Below are 16063 nucleotides of genomic sequence, written 5' to 3'. Positions count from 1 at the left end.
CGGGACTGTGCACGTTGATCAGTTTCCCAACTGCGACCCCGGTGCGCATGCTGACGGTCCGAATGATGTACGGCAGAGGGCGGACGGGGATCGCCCTGGTGGCCGATGGTCGGGAGCACGGTTCGCCGTCGGGTAGAGTTCTCGATGTCAGCAGGCGCCGCTAGCTCAGTTGGTTAGAGCAGCTGACTCTTAATCAGCGGGTCCGGGGTTCGAGTCCCTGGCGGCGCACAGACACCGGGAAGGCCCTCCGCAGCAGCGGAGGGCCTTCCGGCGTACATCCCATCGGTCACGCGAGGCGACTTCGGCACCCTCTGCCGCCCCTTGCCCCTTTATGTCAACAACCGACACGACCGATCCACACAATCCCCACACGCTCCACAATGAACGCCTATGACCGGTAAACACCGTGTTTCGCTCTTGCGATCATGCCGTGCACCGTAGAACCCTGGATGTCCAAAGTGCCGGTGTTTCGCGGCACTTGGGGGGTAGATAGCCGGTTGCCAGATCTGCGGGGTTGAGGGGCCCCGATCGTGAATCGGCGCCGAGGGGGGCGCCGCGCAACCGGACGGTCACGGTCCGTGTCCATTCTCTGTGGGAAGACCGTGCACCGCCATTGACGCCCGGCAGGGTCGAGGGGGACCCGAGCGGGCTCTGGGATCGATGAAACACGCGCTGATCTGCGTGTGGGGGGATGACTCATGACGTCGACGCCGATGGGCGCCCGGCAGGAACAGGACTACGACCCGTCACGGACCACACAGCTCCGGGTGCCCGCGCACCGCACCGCCGCCGCGCTGGGCCGCATAAAGAAGACCCTGCCCAGATACGACTACGAGCACTACAGCCGGCTCGCGGGCCCCCTCACCCAGCCCGACCCGGGCCGGCCGTACACCGTGCAGTACCGCTCGCTGCTCTCCCAGGAACCGCACCGCGTGCGCGCCGCGCTGATGCTGGGCGCGGCCCCGCTGCTCTCGCTGGTCCTGCTGGCCTGGCTGCTGCAGCCCGAGCACTGGACCCAGCGGGACTACCCGGCGTACGACTTCCTCCCGGCCCTCGACATCGTGATGCTGGTGTCGATCGGCCTGATCGAGTTCTTCCGCTGCATGAACGTGCTGTCCAACGCGCACGCCACCCTGGTCGCCCGCGACCCGGTCCCGGTGATCCCGGAGACCGGCACCCGGGTCGCCTTCCTCACCACGTTCGTGCCCGGCAAGGAACCCTTCGACATGGTCACCCGGACCCTGGAGGCGGCCGTCCGGCTGCGCCACCGCGGCCTGCTGCACGTCTGGCTGCTCGACGAGGGCGACGACCCGGAGGTGAAGGAGGTCTGCGCGCGCCTGGGCGTGCACCACTTCACCCGCAAGGGCGTCGAACGGTGGAACCAGCCGAAGGGCCCGCACCGCGCGAAGACCAAGCACGGCAACTACAACGCCTGGCTGGAGGCGCACGGCGACGAGTACGACTTCTTCGCCTCCGTCGACACCGACCACGTCCCGCTCCCCAACTACCTGGAGCGGATGCTGGGTTACTTCCGCGACCCGGACGTCGGCTTCGTCATCGGCCCGCAGGTCTACGGCAACTACGACACCTTCGTCACCAAGGCCGCCGAGTCCCAGCAGTTCCTCTTCCACGCCCTGATCCAGCGGGCCGGCAACCGCTACGGCGCCCCCATGTTCGTCGGCACCTCCAACGCCGTACGGATCAGGGCGATCCAGCAGATCGGCGGCCTGTACGACTCGATCACCGAGGACATGGCGACCGGCTTCGAGATGCACCGCGTCGAGAACCCGGCGACGGGGAAGAAGTGGCGCTCGGTCTACACCCCGGACGTACTCGCGGTCGGCGAGGGCCCGAACGCCTGGACCGACTTCTTCACCCAGCAGCTGCGCTGGTCCCGGGGCACGTACGAGACGATCCTCAAGCAGTACTGGAAGGGCCTGTTCAGCCTCGGACCCGGCAAGCTCTTCAACTACACGATGATGATCATCTTCTACCCGATGTCGGCCCTCAACTGGATCCTGGCGGCACTGAGCTGCGCACTGTTCCTGGGCCTGGGCGCCTCGGGCGTGAACATCGACCCCGCCGTGTGGCTGATGCTCTACGGCAACGCCTCCGCGCTCCAGATCGGCCTCTACATCTGGAACCGCAGGCACAACGTCTCCCCGCACGAGCCGGAGGGCTCCGGCGGCGTCGCCGGCATGGTGATGTCGGCGCTCTCCGCGCCGATCTACGCCCGCTCGCTGATGGACGCGGTGCTGCGCCGCAAGAGCAGGTTCGTGGTCACCCCGAAGGGCGAGTCGGCGAGCCCCGACACCCTCTTCGGGACCTTCCGCATCCACTGGTTCTTCATCCTCGTCTTCGGCGGCTCGCTCGCCGCCGGCTTCCTCGGCGGCCACTCGCACCCGGCGATGCTGACCTGGGCGACGCTGGCGCTGCTGATCACGGCGGCCCCGATCCTCGCCTGGCAGTACAGCCTGCGGAAGGAGAGCAGGGCGCCCGAGCCGCCGGCCGAGCCGGAGGACGCGGTGCCGGCGGGGTACCGGCCCGCGGGACACGCACCGCGGCAGCGGCCGACCTGGACACCGCCCGCCGGCACCCCAGTGGAACAGACCCTGCGGATCGCGCTTCGCGGACCGGGAGGTCGTGAGGAATGAACGACAGCGCCGGCCGTCGCCGGGCCCGCCGGCTCGCGATCACCACGGTGGTCGTGCTCGCCCTGGCAGGCATGAACGGGCCGTGGCTGTACCGCTTCGGGACCGACCGGTACCACCAGTACAAGATCAACAGACCGGAGTACAAGGCCGCGAACGGCCACTGGGACGTCATCGAGTTCCCGAAGGAGTACCGCCAGGACACCATCCACGCGGTGCTCCTGCACACCGGGAAGGTGCTGCTGGTCGCGGGCTCGGGCAACAACCAGGACAACTTCGACGCGAAGATCTACGACAGCCGGATCTGGGACCCGGTCAAGGGCACGGTCAAGAAGGTGCCCACCCCGGCCGACCTGTTCTGCACCGGGCACACCCAGCTCGCCAACGGCAACATCCTGATCGCGGGCGGCACCAAGCAGTACGAGAAGCTCAAGGGCGACGTCAAGAAGGCCGGCGGCGTCATGATCCTCTACAACGAGAACCCGGACAAACCGATGACCCTGCCCAAGGGCACCCGGTTCACCGGCAAGCAGAACGGCAAGACGTTCGTCTCCGACGACTCGGCGCTGATCCCCCGCGCGACCAAGGTCTTCGACAAGAAGACCGGCAGGTTCCTGCGGAACAACCCCGGTTACGCGCGGGTCGTCGTGGAGGCCCCCAAGCAGGGCACCCGCTACGAGACCGGCACCCAGGACAACTACGGCATCGAGGGACTCACCGGCGCCGACGCCCGCAACACCTACGGCATCGCCAACAAACTCGGCATGGACAAGCGGGACTTCGAGGGCATCAAGAACGCCTACGAATTCGATCCGGTCGCCGAGAAGTACATCAAGGTCGACCCGATGAACGAGGCCCGCTGGTATCCGACGCTGACGACCCTGTCCGACGGGAAGATCCTCAGCGTCTCCGGGCTCGACGACATCGGGCAGCTGGTGCCCGGCAAGAACGAGGTCTTCGACCCGGCGACGAAGACCTGGACGTACACGAAGTACAAACGCCAGTTCCCGACCTACCCCGCGCTGTTCCTCCTCCAGAACGGCAAGCTCTTCTACTCCGGTTCCAACGCCGGGTACGGACCGGACGACGTCGGCCGGGACCCCGGCGTCTGGGACGTCGACACCAACCGGTTCACCAAGCTGCCCGGGCTCAGCGACCCGAACATGCTGGAGACGTCCGGGACGGTGCTGCTGCCGCCGGCGCAGGACGAGAAGTACCTGGTGGTGGGGGGCGGCGGGGTCGGCGAGTCCGCGCTGTCCACGAGGAGGACGCGGCTGATCGACCTGAAGGACCCGAACCCGAGGTTCGTCGACGGCCCCGCACTGGAGAAGGGGACGCGGTATCCGCAGATCTCGGTACTGCCGGACGACAGCGTGCTGGTGTCCGGGGGCTCCGAGGACTACCGGGGGCGCGGCGCCTCCGACATCAGGCAGGCGCGGATCTACGACACCACGACGAACTCCTTCCGGAGGGTGGCCGATCCTCTCGTGGGCCGCGACTACCACTCCGGGTCGATCCTGCTGCCGGACGGGCGGGTCATGTTCTTCGGCTCCAACCCGCTGTTCGCGGACAAGGCCGACACCAAGCCGGGGGTCTTCGAGCAGCGGATCGAGATCTACACGCCGCCGTACCTGTACCGGGACTCCCGGCCGTCGCTGAGCGGAGGCCCGCAGACCATCGCGCGGGGCGGGACGGGGACGTTCACGTCGCGGCACGCGTCGACGATCAAGAAGGTGCGGTTGATCCGGCCCAGTGCGACCACGCACGTGACGGACGTGGACCAGCGGTCGGTCGCCCTGGACTTCAGGACCTCGGGGAACAAGGTCACGGTGACCGTGCCGGGGAATCGGAACCTGGTGTCTTCGGGGTGGTACATGATTTTCGTGGACGACGATCAGGGGACGCCGAGCACAGCGCAGTGGGTGAAGGTGCCATAGCGCTCCCGCAGGTTCGGCTTTCGGGTGCGGGAGCGCTGTGGCTTGTCGCGCCCGCGCGGCGGAGCCGCACATCAGCTCCGCCCCGCGCCCCTAGGTCTGTGATCCTTGCGCCAGTTTCAAGGCATAGGTCGGCCACCAGTCACCCGCCTGCGGGCCGCCCTTGCAGGTGCCGTCGGATTCGCCGGGGCGCTTGACCCAGAGGTAGGCGTCCACCAAGGGGTCGGCTGTCTTCGTCGTCGGGGTCTCCCCCAGGGACCGGCCCGGCGGGTTGCACCAGCGTTCCTCCGGATCGCCGCCCGCGTACGGGCCGTTGCCGTTTCTGCTGGTGTCGATGACGAAGTGTTTGTTGCCGACCTTTGCCGAGAGCTGCTTGCCGTAGGTGAGGGAGTCCTGGGTGGAGTAGAAGTTGGAGACGTTGACGGCGAAGCCGTCCGCCTGGGCGACGCCCGCCTGCTGGAGCGACTGGTAGATCTGGTCGGGGTGGCCCCAGCCGGCGTTGCCGGCGTCCAGGTAGACCTTGGTGTTCTTCAGGGACGTGAGTTTCGTGATCGCGCCGCGCAGGAGGTCGTAGCGCTCCTCCGCGAACCGGGCCGGGGTGCAGCCGTCCACCAGGTGCAGGATCGCGTCCGGTTCCAGGACGATCGTGGCCGGGCGGTCCTGGATGCCGTTCGCGACCCCGTCGATCCACGCCCGGTAGGCGTCGCCGTCGGCCGCGCCGCCCTGGCTGTACTGGCCGCAGTCGCGGTGCGGGATGTCGTAGAGGACCAGGAGGGCCGTGCGGTCGGACTTCTGGGCGGCCTCGGTGAAGCCGCGCGCCTCCTGCTCCGGGTTCTCCGGGCCGATCCACTCGCCGGTCGGCTGTGCCGCTATCTTGCGGATCTGCTCGGCGTCGGAGTCCTTGCCCGCCTTCGTGTAGGCCTTCACCTGGCGGGCCGCGTTGGAGTCCGGGTTCACCCAGAACGGGTCGGCCTCCTTGGGCTGTTGGGTGATCGCCGCCTGCGCACTCGCGGCCGGCGCGTCCCCGCCCGAGCCGCCGCCCGAGGAGCAGCCGGCGAGCAGCAGCGCCGCCCCCAGTGCCCCGGCCCGGGCCGCCGAGCGGGCCCCCCTGCTGTCGTACATCCAATTCCCCCCTGGGTGGGTGCACTTGGCCAGAGCCCAATCGTGACATACCCGCCGCACTCACCACGAGATCGCCCAACCTTGTCGGTGAGCTGTTACAGCCCTCGTTGACGGGCGAGTTGACGGGTGTGGGGGAGGCTTGGCGGGCGCGAACCTAGGCCCGGGCGCCCGTTGCCCTCTAGAGTCGCTTGCGGGCGGCCCGGACACCGGCCCGCCCTTCCCAGCCTCCCGCGCCTGACGCCGGGTTACTCCCGCAGCCCGAGCGCGCGCGGTCGAGGACCGGCCCGGTCGGCGGTCTCAGGGGAGCGGGCCGTCGACCGGGCGACAGGTGGGTGCGGCGCCGCGGTTCTATACGGTGGTGCCGGTGAGGTACGCCGAGACGACCACGTTCGCCGTGTAGCTGTCGGTCGTCCGGTCGAAGGTGCCGCCGCAGGTGATCAGGCGGAGCTCGGCGCGGCCCGACTCGCGGGGGCCGTAGGCCTGTTGGGCGTCGAAGTGGTCGCGGGGCAGGACCCGGACGTCGTCGACGGTGAACTCGGCGACCGTGTTGTCGGCGCGGACCACGCGGATCGTCTCGCCGGGGCGCATCGCGCTGATCTTGTAGAAGACGGCGGGCCGGGTCTCGGTGTCGACGTGCCCGACCAGGACCGCGGTGCCGGCCGCGCCGGGGTCGGTCCCGGAGCCGTACCAGCCGACCACGCCAGGCTGGTCGAGCGGCGGCGGATCGACCCCGCCGTCCCCGTCGAGGCCGCGGGCGACCACGGGGGCCTGCACACCCAGGTCCGGTATGTCGACCCGCTCGGGCACGGCCGAGGTCAACGGCTTCGCGGCGGGCGGGAGTTCGGGATCCGAGGGCGGGCGGCCGACAGCGGCCACGTCTCCCGTGGTGGGCCCCGTCATGGCGTCGGGTATCTCGGTCACCCCGCGGCCCCACAGCCACAGCCCGAGCAGCAGGACCGCCCAGGCCACCCCGGTCAGCAGCCGTCCGGTGCCGGGGGATCGTTCGGTGTCGTCGGACATCGTGCTCCCGTCCTCAGCGCGAGCCGTGCCGGCGGCGGGCGCTCAGCAGTCCGACGGCGACCGCGGCGAAAGCGGCCAGCACCAGGCCGGTGACCGCCTGCGCGGCTCCGGGACCGGCCGAGCGGGCGTCCACCGAGGCGAGCGGAGCGGTACCGCCGCCGCCCGCGTGCACGGGTGCGAACGGCGAGGCGGGCGGCACGCCGGGCGTGTCCTGCTGCGCCGAGGACTCCCGTACGACGGTGACGCTGCCGGTGACCGCGGAGCCGCCGCAGCTGACCTGCACCGTGTAGGTGCCGGCGCCGGCCGTGGAGCGGACCTGGGCCTGGCCGGTCAGGTCGCCGCCGGTGCCGCCGAGGCGGGCGTCCGAGACGAAGGCCGTCGAGACGGCGGTGCCGGTCGTATCGGAGCAGCCGCTCGCCCGCAGCGCCACCACGGATCCGGCAGACGGGGAAGCAGGGGTCACGGTGACGCCCCGGCCGTCCGCCGCGAGGGCGACCGCCGGGGCGAGACCGGCGGCACAGACCAGGAGTCCGGCACCGAGAGTGAGGGGAATTGAGCCCATCGTGAACCTCCAGACATCTGGAGGCTCCCCCGCACGAGGCGCCCCCGCATCCTCTGGGGGCGCCTTCTTGCTCCGTACGGGTGGTCTCGGGGCCTGAACCGGTTCAGATCCGGTCGACGAGGTCCGCGATCGAGTCCACGGTCTCGGAGGGCCGGAAGGGGTAGCGGTCGACGTCGTCCGGCTGGGTGACGCCGGACAGCACCAGGAAGGTGCGCATCCCGGCCTCCAGACCGGCGAGGACGTCGGTGTCCATGCGGTCGCCGATCATCGCGGAGGTCTCCGAGTGGGCGCCGATCGCGTTCAGTCCTGCCCGCATCATCAGCGGGTTGGGCTTGCCGACGAAGTACGGCTTCTTGCCGGTCGCGGCGGTGATCAGCGCGGCGACCGAGCCGGTGGCGGGCAGGTCGCCCTCCACGGAGGGGCCGACGTTGTCGGGGTTGGTGGCGATGAACCGGGCGCCGTCGTTGATCAGCCGTACGGCCTTGGTCAGCGCCTCGAAGGAGTAGGTGCGGGTCTCGCCGAGGATGACGAAGTCGGGCTCGTGGTCGGTGAGGATGTACCCGACGTCGTGCAGGGCGGTGGTCAGGCCGGCCTCGCCGATGACGAAGGCGCTGCCGCCGGGCCGCTGGTCGTGCAGGAACTGGGCGGTGGCCAGCGCCGAGGTCCAGATGTTCTCCACCGGCACGTCGAGCCCCATCCGCCGCAGCCGTGCGTGCAGGTCACGGGCGGTGTAGATGGAGTTGTTGGTCAGCACCAGGAAGGGCCGTCCGGACTCCCGCAGCTTCTTCAGGAAGGCGTCCGCTCCGGGGATCGGGACCCCTTCGTGGATGAGAACCCCGTCCATGTCGGTGAGCCACGACTCGATGGGCTTGCGCTCTGCCATGTGGTGCGTCTCCTGGCGTGCGGATGCGTGCATGCGGTCTTGCTTGAGCTGGGGGCGCCGGAACCACGGCGTACCGACGCCCCCAGCGTATTCGCTCCGCCCGCGCTGGTTCAGCTGCCGGTGGCGGACTTCCAGGCGTCCACGTACGACGTCAGGTTCTTGTCGATGTCGTTCCAGTCCGGCGTGAACACGTCGACGCCGTCCATCAGCCCGGTCAGCGCGGCGGCGTTGGCGTCGGTGGCCTTGACGTCGGTGCGGGCGGTGAACCCGCCGCCGATCGAGCTGACCTCCTCCTGCTGCTTCCGCGCGAGCATGAAGTCGAGGAGCTTCTTGCCGTTCCCGGTGTGCGGGGCGCCGGTGAGCAGGCCGGCCGCGTAGGGCAGCGCGAAGGTGGTGGGCTTGCCGCCCTGGGCCGCCGGGAACCAGATGCCGAGGTTCGGCATGGTCTTGGCCTGGGCGTAGTTCATCTGGACGTCGCCGTTGGCGACCAGCAGTTCGCCCTTGTCGACCTTGGGGGCGAGCTTGCCGGTGGAGGCGGACGGGCCGACGTTGTTGGCCTGGAGCCTGCCCAGGTATGCCAGCGCCTGCTTCTCGCCGCCGAAGTCGTGGATCGCCTTGATCAGCACAGCGGTTCCGTCACCGGCGACACCGGGCGTGGAGTACTGGAGCTTGTTCTTGTACGTGCCGTCGAGCAGCTCCTCCCACGTCGTCGGCGCCTGCTTCAGCTGCTTCTTGTTGTAGACGAACCCGAAGTAGTTGTTGACGACGGAGGTCCAGGTGCCGTCGGCACCCTTGTCGGCGCCGCCGACCTGCGCCGAGCCCTCGGGCTCGTACTTCTGCAACAGCCCCTTGGTGTCGGCCTGCTGGATGAACGGCGGGAGCGTGACCAGCACGTCGGCCTGCGGGTTGCTCTTCTCCCGCAGGGCCCGCTGCACGACCTCGCCGGAACCGCCCTCGACGTACTTGACCTTGATGCCGGTCTGCTTGGTGAAGTCGGCGAAGACCTTGTCGTACCAGCCGTCGTTGTTCTCGCCCTTGAGTCCGTCGGCGCTGTAGACGGTGACGGCCTTCTCGTCGGCGGCGGCCGAGGAGCCGCCGCAGGCGGAGAGCAGCGGGGTGGCCAGGAGGGTGACGGCTACGGCGATCTTGAGCGCGTTTCCGGGCTTGTTTCCGGGCGTGTTTCTGGGCATGGCGAGGCGAACTCCTTGCGTCGGTAAGGGTCGTTGAGGACGTGGATCAGCGGTACGAAGCGCGGTTGCGGACGCGGGAGACGGCGAACAGGACGATCAGGGTCGCCGTCATCAGGACCACCGCGAGCGCGGAGCCGGCGAACAGGGCGCCGCGGTCGGTGGCCGAGTAGATCAGGACCGGAAGCGGGGTCCAGTCGGGCGGATAGAGCATCATCGTGGCGCTCAGCTCCCCCATGGAGAGGGCGAAGCAGAGCCCCGCGGCGGCGGTGAGCGAGGGCAGCAGCAGCGGCAGCCGGACCCGCCACAGCACGTACGCCGGCCCGGCGCCGAGGGAGGCGGCGGCCTGCTCGTAGGCGGGGTCGAGACGGGTGATGGCGGCCGACACCGACTGGTAGGCGAAGGCGGTCACCAGCACGGTGTGGGCGAGGATCACGATCCACCGGGTGCCGTTGAGCAGCATCGGCGGCTTGGAGAAGGCCACCAGCAGCGACAGCCCGACCACGACCGACGGCACGGCGACCGGCAGCACGAACAGGGCGTCGACGACCCGCCGCCACCGCTTCCCCAGCCCGGCCGCGGCGAGCGCGGCCCAGGTGCCGACGGCCAGCGCGAGCAGACTCGCGGTGACGGCCGTGACGAGGCTGGTGGTGAGCGCCTGCAAGGCGTCGCCGCGGGTGGCGGACCGGAAGTTGGCGACCGTCGCCCCCGAGGGCAGCACGCCGGACCAGTGGGTGGCGAAGGAGGCGCCGAGGACGACGAGGAGGGGCAGGGCGAAGAGCGGCACGAAGAGGACGACGAACACCGCCCACACCACCCACCTGGCCCCGCGGCTATGCACCAGCACGACGGCTCACCACCCGGTAGAGGCCGTAGAGACCCACGGAGATCAGGACGTTGACGACGGCGACGACACAGGCGCCCGGGTAGTCGGACTCCAGGATCGCCTTGCTGTAGACGAGCATCGGCAGGGTGGTCACGCCCTTGGCTCCCGTGAAGAGCACGATCCCGAACTCGTTCAGGCAGAGCACCAGCACCAGACTCCCGCCGGCCGCCAGCGCGGGCAGCGCCTCCGGCAGGATCACCCGCGCCACGATCCGCGGCGCCCGCGCCCCCAGACTCGCCGCCGCCTCGATCTGCGCGGTGTCCACCTGCGAGAACGCGGCGAGCAGCGGTCGCATCACGAACGGCGTGAAGTAGGTGACCTCGGCGAGCAGCACCCCCCACGGCGTGGTCAGGAACTGGAACGACCCGATGATCCCGGTCGTGCCGTAGATGAAGAGCAGCGCGAGCGTGATGAGGAACGACGGGAAGGAGAGATAGACGTCGACGAACCGGGCGACCGCCTTCGCCCCGGGAAACGGCACGAACGCGATGACCAACGCGAGCCCGAAGCCGAGGAGCATGCATCCGACGGTGGACGAGACGGCGATCCACACGGTGGTCCACAGCGCGTTACGGAACGACTCCGAGCCGAACACATCGACATACGGCTGGAACGAGGTCCCACCGGTATCGGGGTGCACGGACTGCTGGACGACGAGGGCGAGCGGATAGAGAAAGAAGACGGCAAGCAATGCAACAGGCGGCACCACCGCCCACCTAAAGGGGCGCGGGGCTGTATCTGATGTGCGGCTGCCGCCGCGTGGGCGCGACAAGCCCCCACCGGCCCGCAGCCGAGCCACAACCTCACCCACGGCCGACACCAACCGGCAGCAACACCGCGTCCTCCGGCGCAAAGTGCAACGCCACGTCGTCCCCGAACCCCGGCGGATCCCGCAACTCCCGCAGATCGGCCATCACCTCATGCCCGCCCACCTCGACGTACAGCCGGTGCGTGGCCCCCCGCCACTGCACGTCGGTCACCGTGCCGACCAGCCGGTTCGGCCCGTCGCCGAGCCCGACCAGGTGCGGCCGTACACACAGCGTCGCCCGGGCCCCGGACACCGCCCCCGCCGTGTCCACCGTCACCCCGACCCCCGCAAAGTCGACGCCCCCCGCCCCCACGGTCACCGGCAGCAGGTTCGCCCCGCCGACGAAGGACGCCGTGAACTCGTCGGCCGGCGCCCGGTACAGCTCCGTCGGCGTCCCGCACGCCCGCAGCCGCGCCTTGTCCATGACCGCGATCCGGTCGGCCAGCGTCAGCGCCTCGACCTGGTCGTGGGTGACGTACAGGATGGACACGTCGGGCAACTCCCGGTGCAGCCGGGCCAGTTCGGCCAGCATCCCGGACCGCAGCTGTGCGTCGAGCGCGGACAGCGGTTCGTCGAGGAGGAGTACGCCGGGCCGGATGGCCAACGCCCGTGCGATGGCCACCCGTTGCTGCTGACCGCCGGACAGCTCCCGCGGATAGCGGCGCGCGTACGCCGCCATCCCGGTCATCTCCAGGGCCTCGGCGACCCGTTCCCTGATCTCGTCCTTGGCCGTCCGGCGCGCCCGCAGCCCGAAGGCCACGTTGTCGGCGACCCGCATGTGCGGGAAGAGCGCGTACTGCTGCACGACCATCCCGATCCCCCGCCGGTGGGGCGGCAGGCCGGTGACGTCCCGGTCGCCGAGGAACACCCGCCCGGAGACGGGCCGTACGAACCCGGCGACCGCCCGCAGCGCGGTGGTCTTGCCGGAGCCGGACGGCCCGAGCAGGGCCATCACCTCGCCGGGCCCGACGGTGAGGTCGAGGGAGTCAAGAGCGAGACTGCCGGCGTTCCCGTCGTAGGCGACGCTCACCGAGTCGAACCGGATGCCACCGCCGGTCCCACCGCCGGTCCCACCGCTGGTTCCGCTGCTGGTTCCGCTGCTCATGCGAGCGCTCCCGGCAGGTCGGCCACCGACGCCAGCACCCGGTGCGCCCCGGCCGCCCGCAGGGCATCCGCGTCGTGCGCCCCGGTCAGGACGCCGGCTACCAGCCCCGCCCCGGCACGTACCCCGCTGAGCATGTCGTACGAGGTGTCGCCGACGACGGCGACCTGACCGACCCCGTCGGCGGCCCGCGTCCGCAGGAACGCCGTGAGGACCATGTCGGGGTAGGGCCGCCCGCGGCCCCCGGCGTCGGCGGGGCACAGGGTGAGCGGGACCAGGTCCTGCCAGCCGAGGGCGGCGAGGATCGCGTCCTGGGTGGCGCGGGCGAAGCCGGTGGTCAGCACGACCGTACGGCCCTGCCGCCGCAGTTCCCCGATGGTCTCGCGCGCTTCGGGCAACGCCTCGACCCTGCCTCCGTCGACGAGTTCGGCGTAGGCGGCCTCGAAGGCCTTGTTGGCCTCCTGGGCCAGGTCCTCCGTCCCGAACAGGTGCCGGAAGACGGAGATCTTGGACTCGCCCATGGTGGCGCGGACGTAGTCGATCATCTGGTCGGGGTCGGCGCCCAGGTGGCGGGCGGCTGCGGTGAACGCCTGCTCGACGAGGCCGCCGTCCGCGACGGTCGTACCGGCCATGTCGAGCACGACGAGCCGGATGCCGTCGGTCTTGTTCGTGGTCATCTGTGGTCACCAGCCCAACTGCTGTGCGGTCTGTTCGGCTATCGCGGGCGAGCAGGTCATGCCGCGCCCGCCGGGCCCGGTGACCAGCCACACGCCGTCGGCCACCTGCTGCCGGTGCACGACCCGCGAGGGGTCGGTGCACTGGGCGTACACCCCGGCCCAGCGGTGCCGGACGCGCGGCAGCGGCCGGCCGAGGAGGGCCTCGACGACGCCGGTGAGGTGCTCGTACGGCTCCTCGACGGTGTCGAAGGCGAAGGGGTGCTCGTACTCGTGGGTGTCGCCGATGGTGAGGCCGCCGTCGGCGCGCTGCACCATGAGCAGCTGCATGCGGTGCTCCCGTGCGGTGGGCGCCTGCGGCAGGCGGGCGTTGAGCTCGTCCAGGGCCGGGGAGGCGTACGCCGGGTAGTAGCGGAAGCTGTCGGCGTCGGCGACCGAGGTGGGGAGCGCCTCGCCGAGCGGGTCGGTCTGCATCATCTGGAGGCGGACGCGGCGCACGGGCAGGTCGGGCCCGGCCAGCTCGCGGACCAGGCCGCCGAGCCAGGCGCCGGTGCACAGGACGACGGCGTCGGCCCGGTGGACGTCGCCGTGGTCGTCGCGGACCGTGCCCGCGCCGGTCACCTCGCGGACCTCCCGGCCCGGCAGGAAGGTGTAGTTCGGGGACCTGAGCAGCTCGGCGCGGAGGGCGAGCTGGGCGGTGCGGGGTTCGACGGCCGCGTCCCGTTCGCAGTAGAGGGCCGCGTCGAAGGCTCCGCGCAGGGCGGGGTTGAGGGCGCGGGCCTCGGCGGGGGTGAGCAGCTTGTGGCCGCGGGCCGCCGCGTCGTCGCGGGCCACGGCGGCCTCGGCGACGGCGAGTTCGTACGCGCCGCGCACCGGGGTCAGCGATCCGTTGGCCCGGAAGCCGAGCGCAGGCACCCGGCCGCCGATCTCCTCCCACAACTCCCGTGCCTGCAGGGCGGTTTCGAGCTCCGCTCCGCCCGCGCGCCCGCTCACCCAGATCTGCCCGAAGTTGCGCAGCGAAGCGCCGCGGGCCTCGGCCTCGCGCTCGATCTGCACGACCTCGTGGCCGCGTTCTATTGCCTGCCAGGCGTGCATGGTGCCCACCACGCCTGCTCCGACGACTGTCACTCTCACGACGGCCACGCTCCTCGCGACTGGGGAACCGGAAAGGTCCGGCTGACAACGAGAGCGTGAACTGGTCATCACGTTTGGACTAGACCCGTTATCTTTTCGTGACACCCGAGCGCGATCAGAAGTGGTGCAAATCGTCCGTTATCCGCCGCTGAGGTGGGCCGAGAACGAGAACCGGTCCCCCCGGTACAGCGACCGCACCCGCTCCAGCGGCCGTCCCCCGGTGTCCCGTGACACCCGGTGGATCAGCAGCATGGGAAGGGCCGGCGGGGTGCCGATGAGGAGGGCCTCGCGCGGGGTGGCCAGCACGGTCTCGATGCGTTCGTCGGCGTCCCCGAAGGCGATGCCCTTCTCGTGCAGGTAGCCGTAGAAGGAGGAGTCGGGGTGGAAGTCGGTGTCGAGGTGCGGGACCCGGGCGACCGCGACGTACGTGCTCTCCAGGCCGACCCGCTCGTCGTCGGCGAGCAGCACGCGCTCCAGGTGCCAGACGGGTTCACCGCGCTCCAGGCCGGTCTCGGCGGCGAGGGCGGCCGGGCAGGGGAACCGGTCGAGGGTGACGAGGCTCCGGCCGGGGGTGCGGCCCTGCCGCCGTACGCCTTCGGTGTAGCTGGCGAGGGAGAGCGGCTGCTCCAGCTTGGGCCCCGCGACGACCGTGCCGCGGCCCTGCCGGCGCAGCTTGCCCTCCAGCACCAGCTCGCGCAGCGCCTGCCGGACGGTCTCGCGGGCGACCCCGTACTCCTCCGACAGGTCGCGCTCGGTGGGGATGACGCTGCCCTCCCCCAGCGCGCCGACGAGCTGATCGATCCGCGCCTTCACCGCGTAGTACTTCGGGATGCGGCCGTGCTCCGGGATGCCGGAGCGGACGGGGGCGCCGGGGGCCTGGTCGTTCGGGTAGTCCACGCAGGGATCGTCGCAGACGGGGCCCGTACGGCCGGACAGGGGGCACCGTCGTCACCCGACCGTGGTCACCGCCGCCGGCGCGCCAGCAGGAACGCGCTTGCCCCTACGGCGAGCAGGGCGACGGCGGCCGTGAACAGCCCGTGGGCCAGGCCGAGTCCGGTGCGGGCCAGTTCGCGGGCGCGTTCCCCGGCCTCCCAGGGGCCTCCGGCGCCCCAGGCGCCCCGGTTCTCCCAGGCCTCCCTGCGGCGGTCCCAGACCTCCCGGCCGTCCCGGTTTCCGTCCCGGTTTCCGCCGGCCTCGTCGGTGAAAGGCGGGGCGCTGCCGCCGGGGGAGGCGGCGGGGGTGCCCTCGGGGGTGGCTCCCGGGCTCGCCCCCGGGCTGCTGTCGGGGCCGGTCCCCGCGGATGCCTCCGGGGGTGTCTCCGGGGGTGTCTCCGGGCCGGTCTGCGAGGAGCCGCCGGAAGGGACCGCGGGGACGTCGGGACCGGTGGGGACGGCGGGGACGGCGGGCGCGACGCTCGCGGGTGGCAGCGGCGGTGCCTCGCCGCCGATGCCGAAGCGGTAGGCGTTCGACTCGCCGACCCACTCGCCGTCCGTCCCCTGCCGCTGCACGACGGCCGCGTTGGCCGTGACCCCGTTGCGTACCGCGTCGGAGGTGACGGCGAGCCGCACCTTGACCGAGACGGTCGCCCCGGGTGCCACGGTGAGCCCCGGGAAGCCGGTCCCCTCGAAGACGCCGACCAGCTCGGACTCGTCGGTCTCCGTCAGCGGGACCGCGCGGGTGCGCGGGCCGTCGTAGAACTCCAGCTCGGTCTGGGACGGCTTGAGGGCCTTCTTGTCGTCGACGAGGACGACGACCGGGTGGATGGCGGCGCAGGTGCGGCCGGTGGTGTTGGTCAGGTCGAGATACCAGGTGCCGAAGCCGCCGCCGGGCTCGTAGGACGAGGGCCCGTCGTGGAGGCGGGTGGTGAGGGGGAAACCCTGCTGGCCGGCGCCCGCGCAGGACACCTCGGCGACGGCGGGGGCGGCCGTCGCCTGCGGGGCGGGGACGAGTACGGCGGCTGCGGCGGCCAGGCAGAGGGACAGGGGTGTGCTCAGTCGCATGCGCATGAACAGGTGACTCTGCCGCCCACCGACCAAAGTCCCCGCACGCCACTCCGCACCCGGACCACCAGTCCGCCCGATCAGCCGCCCCCGGCACACC

General features: G+C 70.9%; 14 protein-coding genes and 1 tRNA gene. 3 read left to right on the top strand and 12 right to left on the bottom strand.

Annotation, left to right across the window (positions count from 1 at the left end; all coding sequences use genetic code 11):
* Nucleotides 1-154 precede the first annotated feature (154 nt).
* From AB0D74_RS17390 to AB0D74_RS17380, 3 genes are all read left to right on the top strand, one after another.
* Nucleotides 155-228: transfer RNA gene (locus AB0D74_RS17390), tRNA-Lys, on the top strand.
* Nucleotides 229-698: 470 nt separating this feature from the next.
* A complete protein-coding gene (locus tag AB0D74_RS17385) occupies nucleotides 699-2654 on the top strand; it encodes a cellulose synthase catalytic subunit (RefSeq protein WP_362586647.1) in 1956 nt (651 codons plus the stop codon).
* The gene (locus tag AB0D74_RS17380; protein WP_362586645.1) at nucleotides 2651-4588 is read left to right on the top strand and encodes a kelch motif-containing protein; all 1938 of its coding nucleotides are present in this window, start codon (nucleotides 2651-2653) and stop codon (nucleotides 4586-4588) included. The genes AB0D74_RS17385 and AB0D74_RS17380 overlap by 4 nt, the downstream gene beginning before the upstream one ends.
* A 90-nt stretch (nucleotides 4589-4678) precedes the next feature.
* On the opposite strand, the gene AB0D74_RS17375 is transcribed toward AB0D74_RS17380, so the two are convergent.
* From AB0D74_RS17375 to AB0D74_RS17320, 12 genes are all read right to left on the bottom strand, one after another.
* Nucleotides 4679-5707: a glycoside hydrolase family 6 protein gene (locus tag AB0D74_RS17375; protein ID WP_362586642.1), complete on the bottom strand. Its 1029-nt coding sequence runs from the start codon at nucleotides 5705-5707 to the stop codon at nucleotides 4679-4681.
* A gap of 348 nt (nucleotides 5708-6055) precedes the next feature.
* Nucleotides 6056-6727 (bottom strand): class F sortase, encoded by a 672-nt coding sequence (locus AB0D74_RS17370; protein WP_362586639.1) that lies wholly within the window; start codon nucleotides 6725-6727, stop codon nucleotides 6056-6058.
* Between the two features lie 13 nt (nucleotides 6728-6740).
* Complete coding sequence (locus AB0D74_RS17365) at nucleotides 6741-7289, bottom strand: hypothetical protein (RefSeq protein ID WP_362586637.1); 549 nt, start codon at nucleotides 7287-7289, stop codon at nucleotides 6741-6743.
* 103 nt (nucleotides 7290-7392) lie between these two features.
* Nucleotides 7393-8172 carry an HAD-IIA family hydrolase gene (locus AB0D74_RS17360; RefSeq protein ID WP_362586635.1) on the bottom strand — a complete coding sequence of 260 codons (780 nt, stop codon included), beginning with the start codon at nucleotides 8170-8172 and terminating at the stop codon, nucleotides 7393-7395.
* A 110-nt stretch (nucleotides 8173-8282) separates the two neighbouring features.
* Nucleotides 8283-9362 (bottom strand): 2-aminoethylphosphonate ABC transporter substrate-binding protein, encoded by a 1080-nt coding sequence (locus tag AB0D74_RS17355; RefSeq protein WP_362586632.1) that lies wholly within the window; start codon nucleotides 9360-9362, stop codon nucleotides 8283-8285.
* Nucleotides 9363-9408: 46 nt separating this feature from the next.
* A complete protein-coding gene (locus AB0D74_RS17350; RefSeq protein WP_362586629.1) occupies nucleotides 9409-10206 on the bottom strand; it encodes an ABC transporter permease subunit in 798 nt (265 codons plus the stop codon).
* Nucleotides 10193-11017 carry a 2-aminoethylphosphonate ABC transporter permease subunit gene (locus tag AB0D74_RS17345; protein ID WP_362586888.1) on the bottom strand — a complete coding sequence of 275 codons (825 nt, stop codon included), beginning with the start codon at nucleotides 11015-11017 and terminating at the stop codon, nucleotides 10193-10195. The genes AB0D74_RS17350 and AB0D74_RS17345 overlap by 14 nt, the downstream gene beginning before the upstream one ends.
* A 31-nt stretch (nucleotides 11018-11048) precedes the next feature.
* Nucleotides 11049-12158 carry an ABC transporter ATP-binding protein gene (locus AB0D74_RS17340; protein WP_362586626.1) on the bottom strand — a complete coding sequence of 370 codons (1110 nt, stop codon included), beginning with the start codon at nucleotides 12156-12158 and terminating at the stop codon, nucleotides 11049-11051.
* Nucleotides 12155-12832 (bottom strand): phosphonatase-like hydrolase, encoded by a 678-nt coding sequence (locus AB0D74_RS17335; RefSeq protein ID WP_362586623.1) that lies wholly within the window; start codon nucleotides 12830-12832, stop codon nucleotides 12155-12157. The genes AB0D74_RS17340 and AB0D74_RS17335 overlap by 4 nt, the downstream gene beginning before the upstream one ends.
* A 6-nt stretch (nucleotides 12833-12838) precedes the next feature.
* The gene (locus AB0D74_RS17330) at nucleotides 12839-13963 is read right to left on the bottom strand and encodes a TIGR03364 family FAD-dependent oxidoreductase (protein ID WP_362586619.1); all 1125 of its coding nucleotides are present in this window, start codon (nucleotides 13961-13963) and stop codon (nucleotides 12839-12841) included.
* A gap of 138 nt (nucleotides 13964-14101) precedes the next feature.
* Complete coding sequence (locus tag AB0D74_RS17325) at nucleotides 14102-14860, bottom strand: GntR family transcriptional regulator (RefSeq protein ID WP_362586616.1); 759 nt, start codon at nucleotides 14858-14860, stop codon at nucleotides 14102-14104.
* Nucleotides 14861-14925: 65 nt separating this feature from the next.
* Nucleotides 14926-15969 (bottom strand): hypothetical protein, encoded by a 1044-nt coding sequence (locus AB0D74_RS17320; protein ID WP_362586613.1) that lies wholly within the window; start codon nucleotides 15967-15969, stop codon nucleotides 14926-14928.
* Between the last annotated feature and the right edge of the window lie 94 nt (nucleotides 15970-16063).

This window comes from Streptomyces sp. NPDC048278, assembly GCF_040652195.1.
Lineage (GTDB): Bacteria > Actinomycetota > Actinomycetes > Streptomycetales > Streptomycetaceae > Streptomyces.
This window is presented reverse-complemented; position numbering and strand designations above follow the sequence as displayed.